The sequence below is a fragment of the Endozoicomonas sp. ISHI1 genome, assembly GCF_024606225.1.
Classification (GTDB): Bacteria; Pseudomonadota; Gammaproteobacteria; order Pseudomonadales; family Endozoicomonadaceae; genus Endozoicomonas_A.
Genome location: NZ_JAGRPU010000027.1, coordinates 20,130 through 37,887 on the forward strand (window position 1 = coordinate 20,130; position 17,758 = coordinate 37,887).

Below are 17,758 nucleotides of genomic sequence, written 5' to 3' on the forward strand. Positions count from 1 at the left end.
CCGGTTCTGCTGAATGACGCCAACCGGGAATCTTTCATGAGTTTTGACTCGCTGGGTTTATCAGCTCCCATCCTCCAAGCTGTTACAGAGCAAGGTTATGTCACTCCATCCCCTATTCAGTCTCAGGCTATTCCTGCAGTGCTTGAAGGCCACGACGTTATGGCCGCAGCTCAGACAGGTACCGGGAAAACGGCAGGCTTTACGCTGCCCATACTGGAAAAGCTGGCAATGGGGGCTCGTGTTCAGGCCAATCAGGTGCGGGCGTTAATTCTGACACCGACCCGGGAACTGGCAGCTCAGGTGGCGGAAAGTGTGGAAATCTATAGTCGTCATCTTCCTCTTCGCTCAACCATGGTATTTGGAGGGGTCAAGATCAATCCCCAGATGATGAGGTTGAGAAGAGGTGTGGATGTGCTGGTGGCAACCCCGGGAAGGCTGCTGGATCTTTACAACCAGAATGCTGTGAAGTTCAAACAGCTGGAAGTACTGGTGCTGGACGAAGCCGACCGTATGCTGGACATGGGCTTTATTCATGATATTCGCAAGATTCTGGCGGTACTTCCCAAAAACAGGCAAAGCCTGCTGTTTTCGGCGACGTTCTCCGATGATATTCGTCAACTGGCAAAAGGTCTGGTGCGTTCACCGGTAGAGATCTCGGTGACACCAAAAAACGCCACCGCTAAAACCGTAGACCAGTGTGTCTACCCTGTGGATAAAAGCAAAAAGACCGCACTGCTGACTCAGTTGATCAAAGAGAACAATTGGCGTCAGGTGCTGGTGTTTACCCGAACCAAACACGGTGCCAACCGGCTGACACGGCATCTTGAGGGCAAGGGGGTTCAGGCTGCTGCTATACACGGCAATAAAAGTCAGAGTGCCCGGACAAAAGCACTGGCTGAGTTTAAACGCGGTGAAATTCGCATTCTGGTGGCCACCGATATCGCTGCACGGGGACTGGATATTGATCAGTTGCCGCAAGTCGTTAACTATGATCTGCCGAATGTTGCCGAAGACTACGTTCACCGGATCGGAAGAACGGGTAGGGCTGGTGCGACCGGACAAGCCGTCTCTCTGGTGTGTGCCGACGAATTCAAAGAGCTGGTGGCGATTGAAAGGTTAACCCGTCAGGTCATTGACCGAGAGGAAATCCCCGGCTTCAAGCCTGTGAATGCTTTGCCCGAATCGAAACTGGATATTCGTTCACCGAAACGCAAGAAGCCTAAAAAGCCAAAGAAACCCAGAGCACAGCATCAGGACGGGCAGCGCTCTGGAGAGGTTTCCAGAGGTCATAAACCCAATACGCCTGCCAGTCGCAAACGGGGTGCAGAAACCAAACAGGTGGTCAGACAGTCAGGACCAGGAAAGCCACATCCCAAGGTCATTTAAATGATTGAGAGCGGCCAGTCAGAAGTCGCTGACTGGCAAACCCTTCAATCGGGCGAAGGGGAAATATGCTGGTGACGTATCAGCCACTGCCCACAATGGTTTTCCAGAAAAATAGTGACCCGGATTCGGGTATCTTCAAACCCCTTCACGGGTAGCATCATGCAGAGACAGGCCGCTTCGCCAAAATGGTAAACAATTGGCTCGCTTTTTCCTGCTTCAAAAGCTGCGGTACAGGATTCACCGGCATTGAAATAGTCCGTAAACCGCTGCTCTAATGTTTTCCGTTCATTCAAATTGACATGCAGTCCAAAGCTGTGAGGCTCATCGTCTGTTACGAATAACGACATGATGCCACGAATATCTTTGGACTGAATGTAATGATCGTATTGTTTAACAATATGAAGAAAGGGCGTGAGTGATTCACCCGATAACTTTACAGACATGATCAAAAACCTTTGGAATCTGTACCTCGGTAGCTCCTAAGGGTAGTCCATGTGTAAATTTAATCGTGAGAATCCGGGCTGTGTTGTTGAGTATGTTGTTTAAGCGCCCAGTCCACATGTTCTTTCACCAGCTTCGAAGGATGGTCCCTGCGCTGGCGAAGCGCTGACACGACTTTCCCGGTTGTGGGGGCGTTGCCGAGACCTACCGCCAGATTCCTCAACCAGCTTTCAAAACCTGCACGCCGGATCGGTGAACCTGCCGTGCGCTCCAGAAATTCTTTTTCCGTCCACAGAAAGAGATCAGCCAGATCACTGTTATCCAGATGATGACGGGGCTGAAAGTCACTTTCCTGTGTGTGTCTGGCAAATCGATTCCAGGGACAGGTGAGCTGGCAGTCATCACAGCCAAAAATCCTGTTACCGATTTTGCTGCGCAGCTCTTCGGGTATGGGTCCACTGTTTTCAATGGTCAGGTAGGAAATGCACTTTCTGGCATCCACTTTGTAGGGTTCTACAATCGCGCTGGTAGGACAAATATCCATGCAAGCAGTACATCGACCGCAATGGTCCTTCTCATAAGGTTCATCAGTGGGCAGAGGTAAATTGGTAAAGAGTTCTCCCAGGAAAAAGAAAGAACCTGCCTGACGGTTGATAATCAGGGAGTGTTTGCCCATCCAGCCCAGACCGGCCTGCTGAGCCAGAGGTCTTTCCATCACCGGTGCGCTGTCAACAAAGGCGCGATAACCATGGCTTCCGGCAATATCAGCTATTTTTTTTCCGAGCTGGGTTAAGCGCTTGCGAATCAGCTTGTGGTAATCACGTCCCAAAGCATAACGGGAGACATAAGCCTTTTCCGGCTCATTCAGAATCTTGACGGTCTCGGTTTCTGCGGGCAGATAATCCATTCTGGCGGAGATAACCCTTATGACACCTTCATGAAGCTTTTCAGGGTGGCATCTGAGTTCTTTGTGCCGCTCCATATATTGCAGGTCTCCATGAAGGCCCAGATCAAGCCACTGCAGAAAGTGCTTTTTGTCACGGTCCGGGATTCGGGCTTTGGTAATACCCACCTGCTGAAAGCCTAAATCTCTGGCCCAAAGACGAATATCGTCAGCCAGCTTATGATAATCAAGGTTTTCAGAAGAGCGGTTGGAGGTAGACACGTTGATCAGTTACTGCCAGGAAAGAATCTGAGAATATTGCCAAGTATTCTAACACACTCGTTGTCGAGAATAGTGACAGACACGCAGAAAAGCCTGATTGTTGGCCAAGTCCCGCACGGAATCGAAGCTGTTTACCTGTCAATATTAGGGTAATCTATGGAGGCAGGGGTGAACACTTATGTACGATAGCGCTCAAGTTGACATCTGTGATCGGCTTTACACCGCAGAACAAGTACGTCGGCTGGATGATACGGCAATCAATGATTTTCAAATCAATGGCTTTGAACTGATGAATCGGGCTGCCCGTGCGGCTTTTCGCTCTTTGATAAATCATTGGCCAGACCTTCTTCACGGCAAACGGCTTCGGGTCTTCTGCGGTGGCGGGAATAATGGCGGTGATGGTTATCTGGTGGCCATGCTGGCAGCCAAACGGGGTGGGGCGGCTTCAGTGACTTTCCTGTCCTCGCCGGAAAAACTGTCAGGAGATGCCCTGCTAGCCTACCAAACCTGCATAGCAGCAGGTGTTGATGTTGAGCCTTACACACCAGAGACGCCACTGACCGGCGACGTTTTCGTGGATGCCCTGCTGGGAACAGGGCTGGGAAGAGACGTTGAGGGACACTATCGAGACGTTGTGACTCGAATCAATGAATCGGGCCGACCTGTTCTGGCTGTTGATATTCCTTCCGGTCTTTGCGCCGATAAAGGCGTTGCTCTGGGCGTTGCTATAAAAGCGGATGTGACCGTGACATTCATTGGTATGAAACTGGGGCTGAGTTCTGGCAGAGGAAAAGAGCTGTCCGGACAAGTTGAGTTTGCTGATCTGGAAGTGCCGGAAGCGGTTTATGAGGCTGTACCCTGCGAAGCTCTGAGGTTGTCAGAAGACAGGCTGAGTCGCTGGGTTCAGCCCCGGTCCAGAGATTCACACAAAGGCGACCATGGACATGTTATGGTGGTGGCCGGGAACCATGGTATGCCCGGAGCAGCGATTATGTCGGCAGAAGCTGCATTATGTTGTGGTGCGGGTCGGGTCACAGTGGCCACTCGTCGGGAACATCTCCTGGCCCTGGCAGCCCGTCGTCCAGAGTTAATGGCATCGGCTGTTTCAGGAGCGGAAGATCTTCGTTCGCTCATGGAAGGGAAAAATCTTGTGGTGGTGGGACCCGGTCTGGGAAAAGATCCGTGGGCCCGGGAGCTACTGACAGAAGTACTGCAAGCCGAGTGTCCTGTGGTGGTCGATGCCGATGGCCTCAATATTATTTCGGAAGATCCGGCGTTGCTTAAATATCGAAAGTACCCGATGATTCTCACACCTCATACCGGTGAAGCGGCGAGACTGCTGGAGACCCGAAGTTCAACCATTAGTGCTGATCGGGTTAAGGCTGCGAAAGAACTATTTAAGCGTTTCGGCGCGGTGGTCGTTCTAAAGGGGGCGGGTACACTTGTATACGACGGAAAAACCCTGAACCTCTGTTCTGATGGTAATCCGGGAATGGCTGTAGCGGGTATGGGGGATGTACTCAGTGGCGTGATTGCTGCACTGGCCGCTCAAGGGCTGGAGACCCATGCTGCTGCAGCTTTGGGGGTCTGGTTACATGCGACAGGTGCAGACCATTTAGCAGAGCTTCAGGGCGAAAGAGGGATCCTGGCGCTGGAAACCGTGCCTTACATAAGAAGTCAACTGAATAAAATAGCAAAACAGCCTTGAGCTATAGAAACAACAAACAATGAACGGGTGCACGTACCCGTCTACGTCAAGATAATAGTGAGTGTATGGAAGGCAGGATTGAGCTGCTGATTGATAATGAGCAGGAAATGGTTCAGCTGGGCAAGCAGCTGGCTGAAGTAAGCGGCGGTCACGCCGTCATTTATCTGGTGGGAAACCTGGGGGCCGGGAAAACCACTTTATGCCGGGGTATTCTGCATAGTCTTGGTCATCAGGGTGCGGTTAAAAGCCCGACCTATACTCTGGTTGAGCCCTATAGCATTGAAGGTCAACAGGTTTATCATTTTGATCTGTACCGTCTGGCTGATCCTGAAGAGCTTGAGTTTATCGGAGGGCGGGATTATTTTGAAGAAGACTGTCTGTGTCTGATCGAGTGGCCCTGCAAAGGTGAGGGGGCTCTGCCAGATGCCGATCTGGAAGTACAACTGGATTACAACCTGCCCGGACGCAAGGCCCTGGTCAAAGCAGGGACCGAACGCGGGCAGGGTCTGTTGAGAAGACTGCAGGGACGGCAGGAGGGAGAATGTCGTCAAGGATAAGGAAGTTCTTTATTGCTGCTTTGCTGATGTTACCTCTGCCATTGTCGGCAGCCCAGGTCAATGATATTCGTGTCTGGCGTTCTCCTGATAAAACCCGTCTGGTCTTCGATGTCTCCAGTGAAGTGGCTCACTCGCAGTTCTTTCTGGACAACCCCCGAAGGCTGGTGCTGGATATTCGTGGCACTCAAAAAACTAAAAATGTAGCCAGTCCCCGTCTCGGTACCACCCCTATAAACAAGATTCGCTATGGTGTCAGAAATAAGAAAGACCTGCGCATTGTTTTGGACCTGAAAAATAAGGTCACCAGCAAAAGCTTCCTGCTTAAGCCCAATGCCACATACGGCTATCGTCTTGTGGTGGACCTCTTTGATGATTCGACAAAAACAGCAGGGCCGGTAAAAGAGCCCACTAAAACTCCTTCTGCAAGAGATATTGTTGTGGCTATTGATGCCGGCCATGGTGGCGAAGATCCGGGGGCTCTGGCCTATGGTGGGGGGCATGAAAAAGTCGTCACGCTGAACATTTCCAAAGACCTTGCTGCGCTGTTGAAAAAAGAGCCCGGCTTCGAGCCTGTTCTGGTGAGAACCGGAGACTACTACATTCCTCTGCGTGAACGTGCTGCTATCGCTCGCAAAGCTGGAGCCGATCTGTTCATATCCATTCATGCTGATGCTTTTACCGATCCCCGTGCGAATGGTGCCTCGGTGTATGCCTTGTCCAGGGGGGGAGCGACCTCAGAGACTGCCCGCTGGCTTGCTCACAGGGCAAACTCGTCAGATCTGATTGGTGGTGAAGGGGGCATATCCCTGGGTGACAAAGACGATATTCTGGCGGGTGTTTTGCTGGATCTCTCTATGACCTCAACGCTGTCTTCCAGTCTGGAAGTCGGTGACAGGGTGCTAAAGCATATTGGTACGATTAATAGGTTGCACAAGGAGCAAGTGGAGCAGGCTGCATTTGTTGTTCTGAAGTCTCCCGATATTCCCTCGATCCTGGTGGAAACAGGCTTTATCTCCAACCCTAAAGAAGGGCGTAAACTGAAAACCCGAAACCATCAGCGTGCCATGGCCCGACAGATATACAAAGGAGTAAAAGGCTACTTTGTGAACAAACCTCCGCCCGGTACTCTGGTCTCCAGGCTTAAGGCTGAGGGTAAAATAGATACACGCCCGGACCAGTATGTGATTCAGGCCGGTGATACTTTGTCAGAGATTGCCAGTCGTTTTGATATCAGTCTGAGTTCATTGAAAACAGCCAATAATATCAGCCGATCAGATACGATCAGAACTGGACAGATGTTGGTTATTCCCAACTAAAAGGCACCTGAAGAGAATGTCAGTCATGCTGACAGGCTAGTCAGTTCCTTCCCGGTTTTTTTCCCATAAAGTGTCATTATGTGAAAAATCCCGGGGGGAACCGGTTATGCATTTGAGGGCGTTAGTTCACTCATTACCCACCCATCTGAACCAGTCATCATCCAATGACCTGTCGAACCGTGGTCAGGATAACCTTTTTAATGAGAACAACCGGGTCAATCGGCCTGGGTATCGGGTTTTCAGCGATACCTTTACCAAGCTGGATAGTCGGTCCATTGCCGAGTTTGAAAACCTGGCGTTTTCTCCCCCCGGCCTTGAGGAGCCTAAAGTCGATCTGTCAGATTTGCTGGAATCCTATGAGGTGATTACAGAGTACCCTGTTATTGATTTGGTCGTCAGAGGGGGGGCTGGACCTTCTGCACCCCGGTCTGTTGCTATCGGGCAACGTTTATTGATGCCTGAGCAGATTTGGAAGCAGAAAGAAGTACAAAGGGAGCTGGAAGCTCAGGAAAAAAAGCGCGGGCTGGCCGGCGAACCGGAAGTTCTGGCAGAACAGATAACAGAACAAAAAGAGCCGGAAGAAGCTCCAGTGATTGATACGCTGACCGGTATGCCTGTGAGAGAGCTTGAAAATAAAGTGTGGGAGTTTCTGTTCAAAGTAGTCGATACTCTGTCTCCGGCAGCAGGCAAAGTTAAGGGGGTCGTAACCGGTGTTGTCTCAGAGGAGAAGGTAGAACAGCTAAAGACAGGTCTTAAGAGCGTTCTGAAAAATCAGGTTGATTATGAAGTCAACGAAAACATTGGACGGCGTATCCTGCAGATAGCGCAGATTTGTGGTTCTACCGGTCCATTATTGCCAGCATTGACATTGCTGGGGTACTCCACTCCGGGTTATCAGTTTATTCCGGCAATGCTGGCACTCTGGCGACTCAAGGATTTCAGGGAAGAGATTTCTGCGCTGTATTACGACCACAATGCCACACCTGCGCTGGTGGATCTTACCATTAGTTGGGTGCCAACTTTAGCGTTCAGTCTTTCAGGATTCTAACCACTTGGCAAAAGTTGATGGAGACTGATAGTCTTTCTGGCAATAAAACCGGACTGATTGACCTACCTCTATGAAACCTATCCGTTTACTCGATACCCGCCTTGCTAACCAGATTGCTGCCGGTGAGGTGGTTGAACGTCCTGCATCGGTTGTTAAAGAACTGCTGGAAAACAGTCTTGATGCCGGCGCAAAACGAGTGAATGTCGAAGTAGAAAGTGGTGGTGTCAAATTAATCCGTATTCGTGATGACGGACATGGCATTGCCAAAGATGATCTGGCATTAGCCCTGTCGAGACATGCAACCAGTAAGATTTCTGAACTGGAAGACCTGGAAGGTGTCGGCACCCTGGGCTTTCGTGGTGAAGCTCTGGCATCCATTAGTTCGGTTTCACGCTTAACATTAACGTCTCATGTTGATGGTCAGGAGTCGGGCTGGCAGGTTCGTTCGGAAGGGCGTGATATGGAAGCTGTTTTAAATCCAGCGCCCCACCCCGTGGGTACGACAATTGAAGTCAAGGATCTGTTTTTTAATACCCCTGCGCGGCGGAAATTCCTGCGGACAGAAAAAACAGAGTTTTCCCATCTCGAAGAAGTCGTAAAACGTTTGGCCTTGTCCCGGTTTGATGTAGGGTTTGGTCTGAGGCATAACCAGCGCAGTATTCATCAACTAAGACCCTGCAGCACACAGGCTGAGAAAGATCGCCGGGTAGCGTCTCTCTGTGGACCAAAGTTTATTGAAAACTCGGTGATTGTTGATGTCGAGGTTTCAGATCTAAAGCTTTGGGGCTGGGTAGGATTACCAACGTTTTCCCGTTCCAGCGCTGATCTTCAGTACTTCTTTGTTAACGGCCGGGTAATCAGAGATAAACTGGTCGCACATGCTGTGCGTCAAGCCTATCGTGATGTGCTTTATGGGGGTAGGCATCCAACCTTTGTCTTGTATCTTGAGCTTGATCCGGCGCAGGTGGATGTTAACGTTCACCCAACCAAGCACGAGGTCCGATTCAGGGATGGTCGAACAGTCCATAACTTCCTGTTCAGTACGTTGCATCGTGCTCTGGGACAAGTGTCTCCAGAAGATCAACTGCCTTCAGCGGCTCTGTCTTTACAGCCCAAAAGCCAAGCCTCAGGCATTGAAGGTGGCGAATTCAAGAGTCAGGAAAGTATGAAGCTGTCCCCGGCTCCAGCCAGTGCCTCCTTTTCTTATAGTGCAGCTTCCGGGCAGCCGTCAGCGTTTTCAGGTGCAAGACAAGCAAGAGAAACACCTCTGCCAGATCAAATTCAGAAGCAGATTCAGGCATACGGTGAGCTTTATGCTTCAGGTGCCACGGAGCGAAGCTCTCTTCAGGAAGATCAGCCCTCAGCCATCAATGATACTCCAGCCGAACAGTCTACCTCCGTAAATCTGCCAGAACAGACAGCAGATATCCCACCCCTGGGCTATGCCATAGCACAACTGAAAGGTATTTATATTCTCTCTGAGAACGAGCAGGGGATGATTCTGGTCGACATGCATGCTGCTCACGAACGCATTACTTATGAACGGATGAAAATTTCCTGGCATGCCGATGGTATTAAAGCCCAGCCTCTGTTGGTACCAAAATCAATTGCTGTCAGTGATCGTGAGGCGACCTGTGCCGAAGAAAATTATGAGTACTTCAAACAGCTTGGATTGGCGCTTGAGCGAATGGGACCAGAAACACTTTTGGTGCGTCAGTTGCCGGTTATGCTTCACAATGCTGATGTAGAAAAGCTGGTCCGTGATGTGCTTTCAGATCTGATGCAGCACGGTGACAGTGATCGTGTGGAAAGTCAGATAAATGAGGTACTGGCCACCATGGCCTGTCATGGTTCAGTACGAGCTAATCGTCGTCTTTCAACCGAAGAAATGAATGCTCTGCTCAGGGACATGGAGCGGACAGAACGCAGCGGACAGTGTAACCATGGAAGACCCACCTGGACCTTATTGACACTGGATCAGCTGGACAAACTGTTTTTGCGAGGGCGCTAATTTACCCTGGAGCCAGTGTATCCGCCAGGAAAGCAGGGCTGTCTGACTATCCTTTCCGCTCCAACAAATCATCCACGGCCTTTGACAGAATAACCAGACAGCCCAATTCGAGAAAACTCTGACTTTAGATGGACCAGGATATACCTAGTTGCAGGGCCTGATAATCTGTCTGATAGTCATCTGCCTTGCTGAACTGGTAGCTGCCGTAAATTTCCATATCGGCTGTCAGGCTGTGCCCCACTCTCACCTTCATTCGCCAGGCATCGTTGCTAGTGATATCAGCGGGTAGATAGGCCGTACGGCGAGCTATTTTCTGTCGCAGGTCAATGGTTCTCAGGTCGTCATCATTGAGATCCTTGTTGTAATCAACCTGAATGCCCAGACGCGTTCTGTCGTTAATGGCATCCAGAAAAACACCTGCTGCTGCATTCTTGAAGTCCAGCTCCTGATCCCCGAATACCATGGAAGAGAGATTGTTTCCGGATTCGGTAAAGCCATCTACTGATGATTTATGATAACTGGCGGATACGACGGGGCCTGCTTTTATATTGCCATTGTCGTAAAGTGCATAGCCCGTATCCAGTGTTAATCCATAGAGCTTACCTGTAGTGGAGCTACTTTCTTTACGTGTCAGGGCACCTAAACGGAAACCACGCTTATTTTTATAATCGAGGTCGAAATAGTTCACTGCCGCATTGGAAAACAACCTTTCTCCCTGGTAACTTGCAAAAAGACTGCCGCCGAAACTGTCGGTTTTATAGTTGGATTGCTCGGGTGTGTATCGAGTTTCAGCACCCTGTATGGCGATACCCAGCCTGAGTGCTTCTGTCAATTGGTAGTGCAGGCCCGCATGGATGACATAGCCCTTGTTGTTATTGGCTTTCCTGCCAACAGCGTCATAAATCTGGTTTTCTACTCCGGCTCCGCCGCCAAAAAATGACAAGGTGCCTGATTCCGCGTCTTTCCAGCGATGCTGTGCCAGTTCATTGAAAATATTGTTATCCAGTGTGGCTGAGTGAGAGTCTGCAATTCTTGGCAAGCCGCCGACTTCGGTGGCCCCCCTGATGGCCGACAAAATATAATCGCTGCCTATTTTGTGCATGACGCTGGAGGGGTGCAGGCCATCCCAGAATATTGACTTCTGTGCAACCCCCGTTGTGATGCGTTCTCTCTGGTCTCCCCCCTGATCAGGCGCTCTGCATGGGACGCCAATTGGCTCACCCTTAACCATACAGGTGATATCGGTATTTTCAGAGGAAAGATCAATGAAACCGAAGGCTGCCGCGTTATCAGACACCTCTGTAACCAGACCAGACAGATTCATATAGAAGATATTGGCACTGGACTTTTGGAGCTCTGTGAGGACGGCGTCATCAATCGCTTTACTGGCCATACTGAGTTGGTCACGGGTGCCAGATAACTCACGCTCTCCTCCTGGTGTTTCTCCAAGATTGGGAACATTGAGCAAAACGATATAACGAGCGCCATAGCTTTGGAGAGCATTGACACTGCCCACCATGTTTTGAGCAACTTCCCGGGGTGTCCGAAGCTGATGCACCACAAATACCACATCATTGCTGCCTCCCAAAACCATGTACATGGCTTTTTTATCTGCCTGCCCCTGGTTTCTCATGAAGAAGGTATTTTGCTTTTGAGCCTGGAAAAATTGCTCTGGATTTAATGGCGTGTACGGGCTGTCAGACGTGATTGATAAAAGAATTTCCTCACTGGAGTTGCCACTCACGGCAAAGTTATTGCCACCCGTCACAGAAGGGCTAAGATCAAGCCTCATTGTGCCGGCAATATTCTGATTGTATAAAGTTTTGTCTGAGAAAGTGAGTGGGAACAAACGCCCGGAAAAAGGGATTTTCAGGTTGCCGGTATCTGAGATACTGTCCCCAAAACTAAAAAACTGACTATAAAGTTCATTTGCATTTACAGGGGATAGCGTTAAAGAAAGAGCTGCTGCTGAAAGTACTTTTCGGTAAGAGGGCTTTAAAAACGGGACTGCTTTCATGATAAACCTGTTTTTCGATCAGTTGGCGTCGGTCATTCCATTGTTCCTGTGCTCCAATTAAACTAAGGGTCTGTTCGAGAATAGACTGCCTTACTGTGGTGGCAACAAATTGCTAAAAAATTTTTGCCATCCCCGGTCAGGTTCGCGGAACTCTTTCATAAATTTCCAGTCTATAGCTTTTGAACCCGGGAACGCTTCAGGTACACTCGGCTACCCGTTTTTCTAATAACGCTTTATTTTTCTGTTTATGGCATCCGAACCGAGTACACAGAGGGTCTCTTCTGAAGAAAAACTGCCACCGGCTATTTTCCTGATGGGGCCCACTGCATCCGGCAAAACCGATCTGGCTATCCAGCTGGCAGAGCAACTTCCCTGTGAGTTGATCAGTGTTGATTCGGCACTGGTCTACAAGGGCATGGATATAGGAACAGCTAAGCCCTCTGCGCAGGAGCTGGCTCAGGCTCCTCATCGGTTGATTGATATCCGGGATCCTTCCGAGCCTTATTCTGCAGCTGACTTTCGTAAGGATGCTCTCAGGGAAATGACGGAAATTACTAATAAGGGAAACATACCTCTTCTTGTGGGAGGTACCATGCTTTATTTCAAGGCGCTTCGGGATGGTTTGGCACCCCTGCCAGCCGCGGATCCTGAAATCAGGGAAATATTGATGGGCAGGGCAGAGTCTGAGGGCTGGCAGGCGCTTCATGAAGAGCTTCAGAGTGTCGACCCTGTAGCCGCACTTCGTATTAAAGCAACGGATACTCAGCGCCTGCAAAGGGCACTGGAAGTCTATTATGCGACAGGTAAGGTACTTTCCCGTTGGCATCTGGAGCAACAAGCCAGTCGACTGCCATACAATGTAGTCAATCTGGCTATTGCTCCCAAGGATCGATCAATACTTCATCAGCGCATTGAAACCCGTTTCAGGCTGATGCTGGAGCACAACTTTATGGATGAAGTCAGGGCTCTTTATGAGAGGGAAGATCTGGATATTTCACTGCCTTCCATCAGAGCGGTGGGTTATCGCCAGGTCTGGGGATATCTTGAAGGGGAGATGGATTACTCCACCATGGTGGAAAAAGGAGTGGTCGCTACCCGGCAACTGGCCAAGCGACAGTTGACCTGGCTCAGAAGCTGGCCCGATATACACTGGCTGGACAGTACGTCGGAAAACCGGTTAGAAGAAGCCTTAAAATGGCTGAAGCCCGTCCTCAAATAAGGAATAATAAGAAGTGTGATTTCTGTATAACTCTTCTGGCCCCGGCTTTGTATTGGTTACATCATTGACAAAGTGTATTGGAAAAGGCTGGTACGTGAGCACCTGCAATAGTTTCTGCAGGTCCGGTATGAGTAGCTAGTATTACCTATTGATGGCAGTGCGGGGCTTCGCTTACTGTTGCCCGGCTGAATTTCTGGGCTGTACACAGATTGAACAATCAGGTACTGGCACTGCCGGTCGAGCGAATAGCCCAACTAGAAGTGAACAAAGGCTATTCAAAAACCCGAGAATTAATAAGGAGTACAGAAATGTCAAAAGGGCATTCTCTACAAGACCCTTACCTTAATGTGCTGCGTAAAGAGCGCGTGCCGGTTTCCATTTACCTGGTAAACGGCATCAAACTCCAGGGACAGATCGAATCATTCGATCAGTTCGTAATCCTTCTGAAAAACACTGTTAGCCAGATGGTTTACAAGCACGCAGTATCAACTGTAGTGCCAAGCCGTCCGGTACGTCTGCCGATGCAGGGGCAGGAAGGCATGGCCGAGCACGACGAGCAAGAATGAACTTTTTGCTGGTTGATTAGAAGGCGCTTTCGTAGCGCCTTTTGACGTTTAAGAGTTTTATAAACACTGCGTCTACGATTGAAGCATTTTCCACTATGAACAGTGTCATATGGAAGAAACAGCTGTGTAGAACAATAATCGGGCGGTATACTGACACGCTGGCAGCTTGTTTTTAACGAATAATTCAGATCGTTTAATACTCTCTGCTGCGTAAATGAATGGTTCCGGTCGCAGTTAGCAGCCATAAGAGAAACATTGTCGTCCTGCCATAATGCCATCTGGTCTTGAGTCATCCGGGAACGACGTCTGCTTTATGGTTACTGGTTCCTTGTGAAAGAAAATAATTTCAGGAGTTCTGTTTGTTTTTTGAACGCCATGAAGGTGGTGAAAGTGCAATCCTTGTTCATCCGGATATGAGTGAAGACAAGGAACGGGAAGATCCGCAGGAATTTATGGAGCTGGTTCGTTCCGCTGGTGTTGAAACTCTGGCTTTTATCACAGTGAACGTGCGGTCTCCTTCTCCCCGCTATTTTGTGGGTCCTGGCAAAGTTGAAGAAATCCGTCAATCCGTGTTTCAGCAAAGGGCTGAAGTTGTTCTGTTTAATCACGCTTTGTCGCCTAGTCAGGCAAGAAACCTTGAAAAAGAGCTGGAATGCCGTGTCATCGACCGCACCGGACTGATTCTGGATATTTTTGCTCAGCGTGCCAGAACCTTTGAGGGTAAGCTGCAGGTTGAATTGGCTCAGCTTGAATACATGAGTACCCGTCTGATCCGTGGCTGGACTCACCTGGAGAGGCAGAAAGGGGGTATTGGTCTGCGGGGGCCGGGTGAGACCCAGTTGGAGACTGACCGCAGATTGCTGAGGGCGAGAATTAAGAGCATTACCCGCCGATTGGAAAAAGTTCGTAAGCAGCGTGCTCAGGGGCGCCGTTCCCGAAAGAGGGCAGAAGTGCCGCAGGTTTCTCTGGTGGGTTATACCAACACAGGCAAATCTACATTATTCAATAGCATGACTCAGTCGGATGTTTATGCGCAGGATCAGTTGTTTGCCACACTGGACCCAACCTTGAGAAGGCTGGATCTTGCCGATCTGGGGCCGGTGATTTTGGCGGATACGGTAGGATTTATTCGACACCTGCCTCATAAGCTGGTCGAAGCCTTTCGGGCGACTCTGGAAGAAACCCGTCAGGCAGATTTGCTGTTGCATGTGATCGATGCTCATGATCCGGAACGTCTGGAAAACATCAGGGAAGTGCATGAGGTTCTCAAAGAAATTGATGCCAATGAAGTACCTGCACTGCAGATTTATAACAAGATTGATCTGCTGGCTGAGGTAACGCCTAAAATCCAGCGTGATGATAATGGGCGACCTGAAAGGGTCTGGGTCTCTGCAAAAGACGGTGTGGGTCTGGAGTTAATCGAAAAGGCTATTACCGAATTGCTGGGCGATGATATGGTTCAGGGGCGTCTGCTGCTGAGGGCTGCCCAAGGAAAAGTGAGAGCACGTTTGTACCAAATGGGTGCCATTCAGTCAGAAGAGTATTCTGACAATGGTGAGCTCTTGCTGGCTATCCGTATGCCCAGAAGTGACTTTGACCGTGTCGCTAAACAGGAAGGGTTGCAGGCAGATTGCCTGATAGAAGGGTAGGATTATTGTTACCGAATAGTCAGTGATGTGTCAGGAAGATGCGGTGATTACTAATATGAGCTTGCACTTCCTGCTGTCCAAACTCTACAATCTGGCCTAGGAGTCCTGTCAGACCTGAGATAATTTCATACTCGAAAGCTTGAGTTAGACAGGCTCCCGGAACGACACAACTGGTCTGTATCCGAAAGTCGTGGTGTTGGAAAAGTGCTGAATATTCACTCTTCCAGTCAAGCCTTCGGGGATCACGACCGGGGAGACAATACGCCTGTCCGGGCAAGGTCACGTTCACAGATCTGTCAGGCCGATCGCCTTATGGGTTTTTTTGTACTGTTGTAAAGAGAATAACCCTGTCGTGATGGCGAGGATCAGCTTTACAGCAAAATAGTTTGCTCACAGAGCCAGTTTGGACCATCCAAGTCCTGACGCATCAGCTGGGCAGAGAATTCGTTACTGACTCTACGGAGACATATATGGCCTGGAACGAGCCGGGTGGAAACAGCCAGGATCCATGGGGTAGTGGAAAAAATAACGGTGGTGGCAAAAATCAGGGGCCACCTGATCTGGACGAGGCATTCCGCAAACTGCAGGACAAACTGAACTCAATGTTTGGTGGTGGCAAGAGCGGAGGCAGTTCAGGCAGAGGGGGCAATGACTCCGGTTCTTCTTCAGGAATGTTTATCGGAATCATAGTTCTGGCAATTGTCGCCTATCTGTGGAACGCAATTTACACCGTCGATGAAAAAGAGCGTGCTGTTATTTTGCGTTTCGGGGTATATACCGAGACCGTTGGTCCGGGTCTTCACATGTATTTCCCACCTTTTGAAAGCAAGTTTCAGGAAAAGGTGACTGAACTTCGTACCTATAACCTGAGACAGCAGATGCTGACTGAAGACGAAAACATTGTTGAAGTCTCCATGTCTGTCCAATACAACATTGAAGACGTTAAAAATTATGTTCTGAACGTCGCCAAGCCACTGATGAGTCTTGAACAGGCCACTCAGAGTGCTCTGCGCCATGTCGTCGGCAGCTCTGAGATGTATCAGGTACTGACCCAGGGGCGTGAAGTTCTGGGGCAGGAAGTTCGTACTCGTTTGCAGGAGTACCAGGAAAACTATGGTACAGGGCTGCGCATTGGGAAAGTCAACATAGAAAGTGCCCAGCCTCCAAAAGAAGTTCAGGCCGCTTTTGATGATGTGATCCGTGCCCGGGAAGACGAACAGCGTGCCAAGAATAAGGCGGAAGCTTACGCAAACAAGGTTATTCCTGAGTCCCGTGGTAAAGCTCAGCGGACTATTGAAGAGGCAAATGCGTACCGCGATGAGGTCATTGCCAGAGCTGAAGGTGAATCTGATCGTTTCTCCAAGCTGCTGACAGAGTACAAACGTGCACCTGAAGTGACACGTGAGCGTCTCTACATCGAAACTGTTGAAGAAGTCCTGAAGAACACCAGCAAGGTACTGGTGGATGTCAAGGGTGGCAATAATATGATCTACCTGCCACTGGATAGACTGACCCAGGGCAAGTCATCCATGCCAGCCCAGCCATCTGAGCTGAGCAGTCAGGATTTGTCTGACATCAGTAATCGCGTTGCAGAGGAGCTGAGCAAGCGAGTGAACAGTGCACGTAGCAGTGGGAGGGTTGGTCGATGAATCAGAAAGGTTTTACAGCCCTGATCGCCGGTCTTGTCATCTTGGTTCTGGCCTGGAGTTGTCTCTTTGTTATCAGCGAGCGTGAGCGCGCTGTGCAACTGCGTTTTGGTCAGCTGGTGAACCCGAATCTCAAGCCGGGTCTGCACTTTAAATTCCCGTTTGTGGATAACGTGCGCATTTTTGATGCCCGTCTGCAACACCTCGAGGTGCCATCTGAGCGCTTCCTGACGCTGGAACAGAAAGCCGTTATTGTGGATTCCTACATCAAGTGGCGAATTGCGGATGTAGCCAAATTCTACAAGTCTACAGCTGGTGATATTTTTCGTGCTAACACACTGCTTTCTCAGCGTGCTGAATCCAGAATGCGTAACAAGTTTGGTGGTCTGACACTGAACGAGGTGGTATCCGGTCAGCGTGATAAGCTGATGAATGATATCACCAGTAATCTCGATAAAGTGGCCAGGGAAGAGCTGGGTGTGACTGTGGTTGATGTCCGGGTTAAGAAAGTCGACCTGCCACCTCAGGTCAGTGACTCGGTATTCGAGCGTATGTCTTCCGAGCGTGAAAAAGAAGCTCAGGAATACCGCTCTAAAGGTCAGGAAATGGCCGAAGGTATCCGTGCTAATGCGGACCGCGAACAGCGCGTTATTCAGGCAGATGCCTATAAAGAAGCTGAGATTGTTCGAGGTGATGGTGATGCCAAGGCGGCAGAAGTTTATGCTAAGGCTTATCGTCAGGATCCTGAATTTTACGCTTTCTATCGTAGCCTCCAAGCTTATAAAGGGTCTTTTGACAGTAAAGGCGACATCCTGTTGCTGGAGCCTGACAATGACTTCTTCAACTATCTGAACAATCAGTCAGGCAGCAAAAAGTAAGTGTTCAGGCTGCCGGGTACGGCATTGCAGAGGTCCGGATGGACTGAAACGATGCTGCTGCCCTTACTTCAGTGAGTGTTGTGATGTCGCAAACCGGGTTCTGCCCGGCTTTTTTGTGGGCCTATCCAGTAAACTTCAAATAGCAGTTAAA

At 49.7% G+C, this 17,758-nt stretch carries 14 protein-coding genes; 11 read left to right on the top strand and 3 right to left on the bottom strand.

The window, feature by feature from the left end:
• The first annotated feature begins 36 nt into the window (after positions 1–36).
• Positions 37–1,386 (top strand): DEAD/DEAH box helicase, encoded by a 1,350-nt coding sequence (locus tag KBW69_RS16385; RefSeq protein WP_257281550.1) that lies wholly within the window; start codon positions 37–39, stop codon positions 1,384–1,386.
• A gap of 44 nt (positions 1,387–1,430) precedes the next feature.
• On the opposite strand, the gene KBW69_RS16390 is transcribed toward KBW69_RS16385, so the two are convergent.
• Together KBW69_RS16390 and queG are read right to left on the bottom strand one after the other, a co-directional pair.
• Positions 1,431–1,829 (bottom strand): nuclear transport factor 2 family protein, encoded by a 399-nt coding sequence (locus KBW69_RS16390; RefSeq protein ID WP_257281551.1) that lies wholly within the window; start codon positions 1,827–1,829, stop codon positions 1,431–1,433.
• A gap of 59 nt (positions 1,830–1,888) precedes the next feature.
• Positions 1,889–2,992, bottom strand: a complete 1,104-nt coding sequence (gene queG, locus KBW69_RS16395) for a tRNA epoxyqueuosine(34) reductase QueG (RefSeq protein ID WP_257281552.1) — start codon at positions 2,990–2,992, stop codon at positions 1,889–1,891.
• A 178-nt stretch (positions 2,993–3,170) separates the two neighbouring features.
• Here queG and KBW69_RS16400 point away from each other — a divergent pair, with 178 nt between their 5' ends.
• The 5 genes from KBW69_RS16400 to mutL all read left to right on the top strand — a co-directional run bounded on the left by KBW69_RS16400 (position 3,171) and on the right by mutL (position 9,632).
• On the top strand, positions 3,171–4,700 hold the full coding sequence (locus tag KBW69_RS16400) for an NAD(P)H-hydrate dehydratase (protein ID WP_257281553.1): 1,530 nt from the start codon (positions 3,171–3,173) through the stop codon (positions 4,698–4,700).
• Positions 4,701–4,765: 65 nt separating this feature from the next.
• Positions 4,766–5,257: a tRNA (adenosine(37)-N6)-threonylcarbamoyltransferase complex ATPase subunit type 1 TsaE gene (tsaE, locus tag KBW69_RS16405; protein WP_257281554.1), complete on the top strand. Its 492-nt coding sequence runs from the start codon at positions 4,766–4,768 to the stop codon at positions 5,255–5,257.
• Entirely contained in the window at positions 5,242–6,573 is a 1,332-nt protein-coding gene (locus KBW69_RS16410) for an N-acetylmuramoyl-L-alanine amidase (protein ID WP_257281555.1), read from the top strand. Before tsaE ends, KBW69_RS16410 begins: the two co-directional genes overlap by 16 nt.
• A gap of 106 nt (positions 6,574–6,679) precedes the next feature.
• Positions 6,680–7,621: a hypothetical protein gene (locus KBW69_RS16415; protein WP_257281556.1), complete on the top strand. Its 942-nt coding sequence runs from the start codon at positions 6,680–6,682 to the stop codon at positions 7,619–7,621.
• Positions 7,622–7,691: 70 nt separating this feature from the next.
• Positions 7,692–9,632, top strand: a complete 1,941-nt coding sequence (mutL, locus tag KBW69_RS16420; protein ID WP_257281557.1) for a DNA mismatch repair endonuclease MutL — start codon at positions 7,692–7,694, stop codon at positions 9,630–9,632.
• A 124-nt stretch (positions 9,633–9,756) separates the two neighbouring features.
• Here mutL and KBW69_RS16425 read toward each other — a convergent pair whose 3' ends face one another.
• A complete protein-coding gene (locus KBW69_RS16425; RefSeq protein ID WP_257281558.1) occupies positions 9,757–11,649 on the bottom strand; it encodes an autotransporter domain-containing protein in 1,893 nt (630 codons plus the stop codon).
• 247 nt (positions 11,650–11,896) lie between these two features.
• On the opposite strand from KBW69_RS16425, the gene miaA reads away from it, so the two are divergent.
• The 5 genes from miaA to hflC all read left to right on the top strand — a co-directional run bounded on the left by miaA (position 11,897) and on the right by hflC (position 17,607).
• Positions 11,897–12,868 carry a tRNA (adenosine(37)-N6)-dimethylallyltransferase MiaA gene (gene miaA / locus KBW69_RS16430; RefSeq protein ID WP_257281559.1) on the top strand — a complete coding sequence of 324 codons (972 nt, stop codon included), beginning with the start codon at positions 11,897–11,899 and terminating at the stop codon, positions 12,866–12,868.
• A 308-nt stretch (positions 12,869–13,176) separates the two neighbouring features.
• A complete protein-coding gene (gene hfq, locus KBW69_RS16435; RefSeq protein WP_034836467.1) occupies positions 13,177–13,434 on the top strand; it encodes an RNA chaperone Hfq in 258 nt (85 codons plus the stop codon).
• Between the two features lie 359 nt (positions 13,435–13,793).
• A complete protein-coding gene (hflX, locus tag KBW69_RS16440) occupies positions 13,794–15,083 on the top strand; it encodes a ribosome rescue GTPase HflX (RefSeq protein ID WP_257281560.1) in 1,290 nt (429 codons plus the stop codon).
• Positions 15,084–15,553: 470 nt separating this feature from the next.
• The gene (gene hflK, locus KBW69_RS16445; protein ID WP_257281561.1) at positions 15,554–16,732 is read left to right on the top strand and encodes an FtsH protease activity modulator HflK; all 1,179 of its coding nucleotides are present in this window, start codon (positions 15,554–15,556) and stop codon (positions 16,730–16,732) included.
• Positions 16,729–17,607 carry a protease modulator HflC gene (gene hflC / locus KBW69_RS16450; RefSeq protein ID WP_257281562.1) on the top strand — a complete coding sequence of 293 codons (879 nt, stop codon included), beginning with the start codon at positions 16,729–16,731 and terminating at the stop codon, positions 17,605–17,607. Before hflK ends, hflC begins: the two co-directional genes overlap by 4 nt.
• Positions 17,608–17,758 lie beyond the last annotated feature (151 nt).

Coding starts and splice junctions, on each gene's coding strand:
- KBW69_RS16385 (WP_257281550.1), top strand. CDS start 37: ATGAGTTTTGACTCGCTGGGTTTATCAGCTCCCATCCTCCAAGCTGTT.
- KBW69_RS16390 (WP_257281551.1), bottom strand. CDS start 1,829: ATGTCTGTAAAGTTATCGGGTGAATCACTCACGCCCTTTCTTCATATT.
- KBW69_RS16400 (WP_257281553.1), top strand. CDS start 3,171: ATGTACGATAGCGCTCAAGTTGACATCTGTGATCGGCTTTACACCGCA.
- tsaE (WP_257281554.1), top strand. CDS start 4,766: ATGGAAGGCAGGATTGAGCTGCTGATTGATAATGAGCAGGAAATGGTT.
- KBW69_RS16410 (WP_257281555.1), top strand. CDS start 5,242: ATGTCGTCAAGGATAAGGAAGTTCTTTATTGCTGCTTTGCTGATGTTA.
- KBW69_RS16415 (WP_257281556.1), top strand. CDS start 6,680: ATGCATTTGAGGGCGTTAGTTCACTCATTACCCACCCATCTGAACCAG.
- mutL (WP_257281557.1), top strand. CDS start 7,692: ATGAAACCTATCCGTTTACTCGATACCCGCCTTGCTAACCAGATTGCT.
- KBW69_RS16425 (WP_257281558.1), bottom strand. CDS start 11,649: ATGAAAGCAGTCCCGTTTTTAAAGCCCTCTTACCGAAAAGTACTTTCA.
- miaA (WP_257281559.1), top strand. CDS start 11,897: ATGGCATCCGAACCGAGTACACAGAGGGTCTCTTCTGAAGAAAAACTG.
- hfq (WP_034836467.1), top strand. CDS start 13,177: ATGTCAAAAGGGCATTCTCTACAAGACCCTTACCTTAATGTGCTGCGT.
- hflK (WP_257281561.1), top strand. CDS start 15,554: ATGGCCTGGAACGAGCCGGGTGGAAACAGCCAGGATCCATGGGGTAGT.
- hflC (WP_257281562.1), top strand. CDS start 16,729: ATGAATCAGAAAGGTTTTACAGCCCTGATCGCCGGTCTTGTCATCTTG.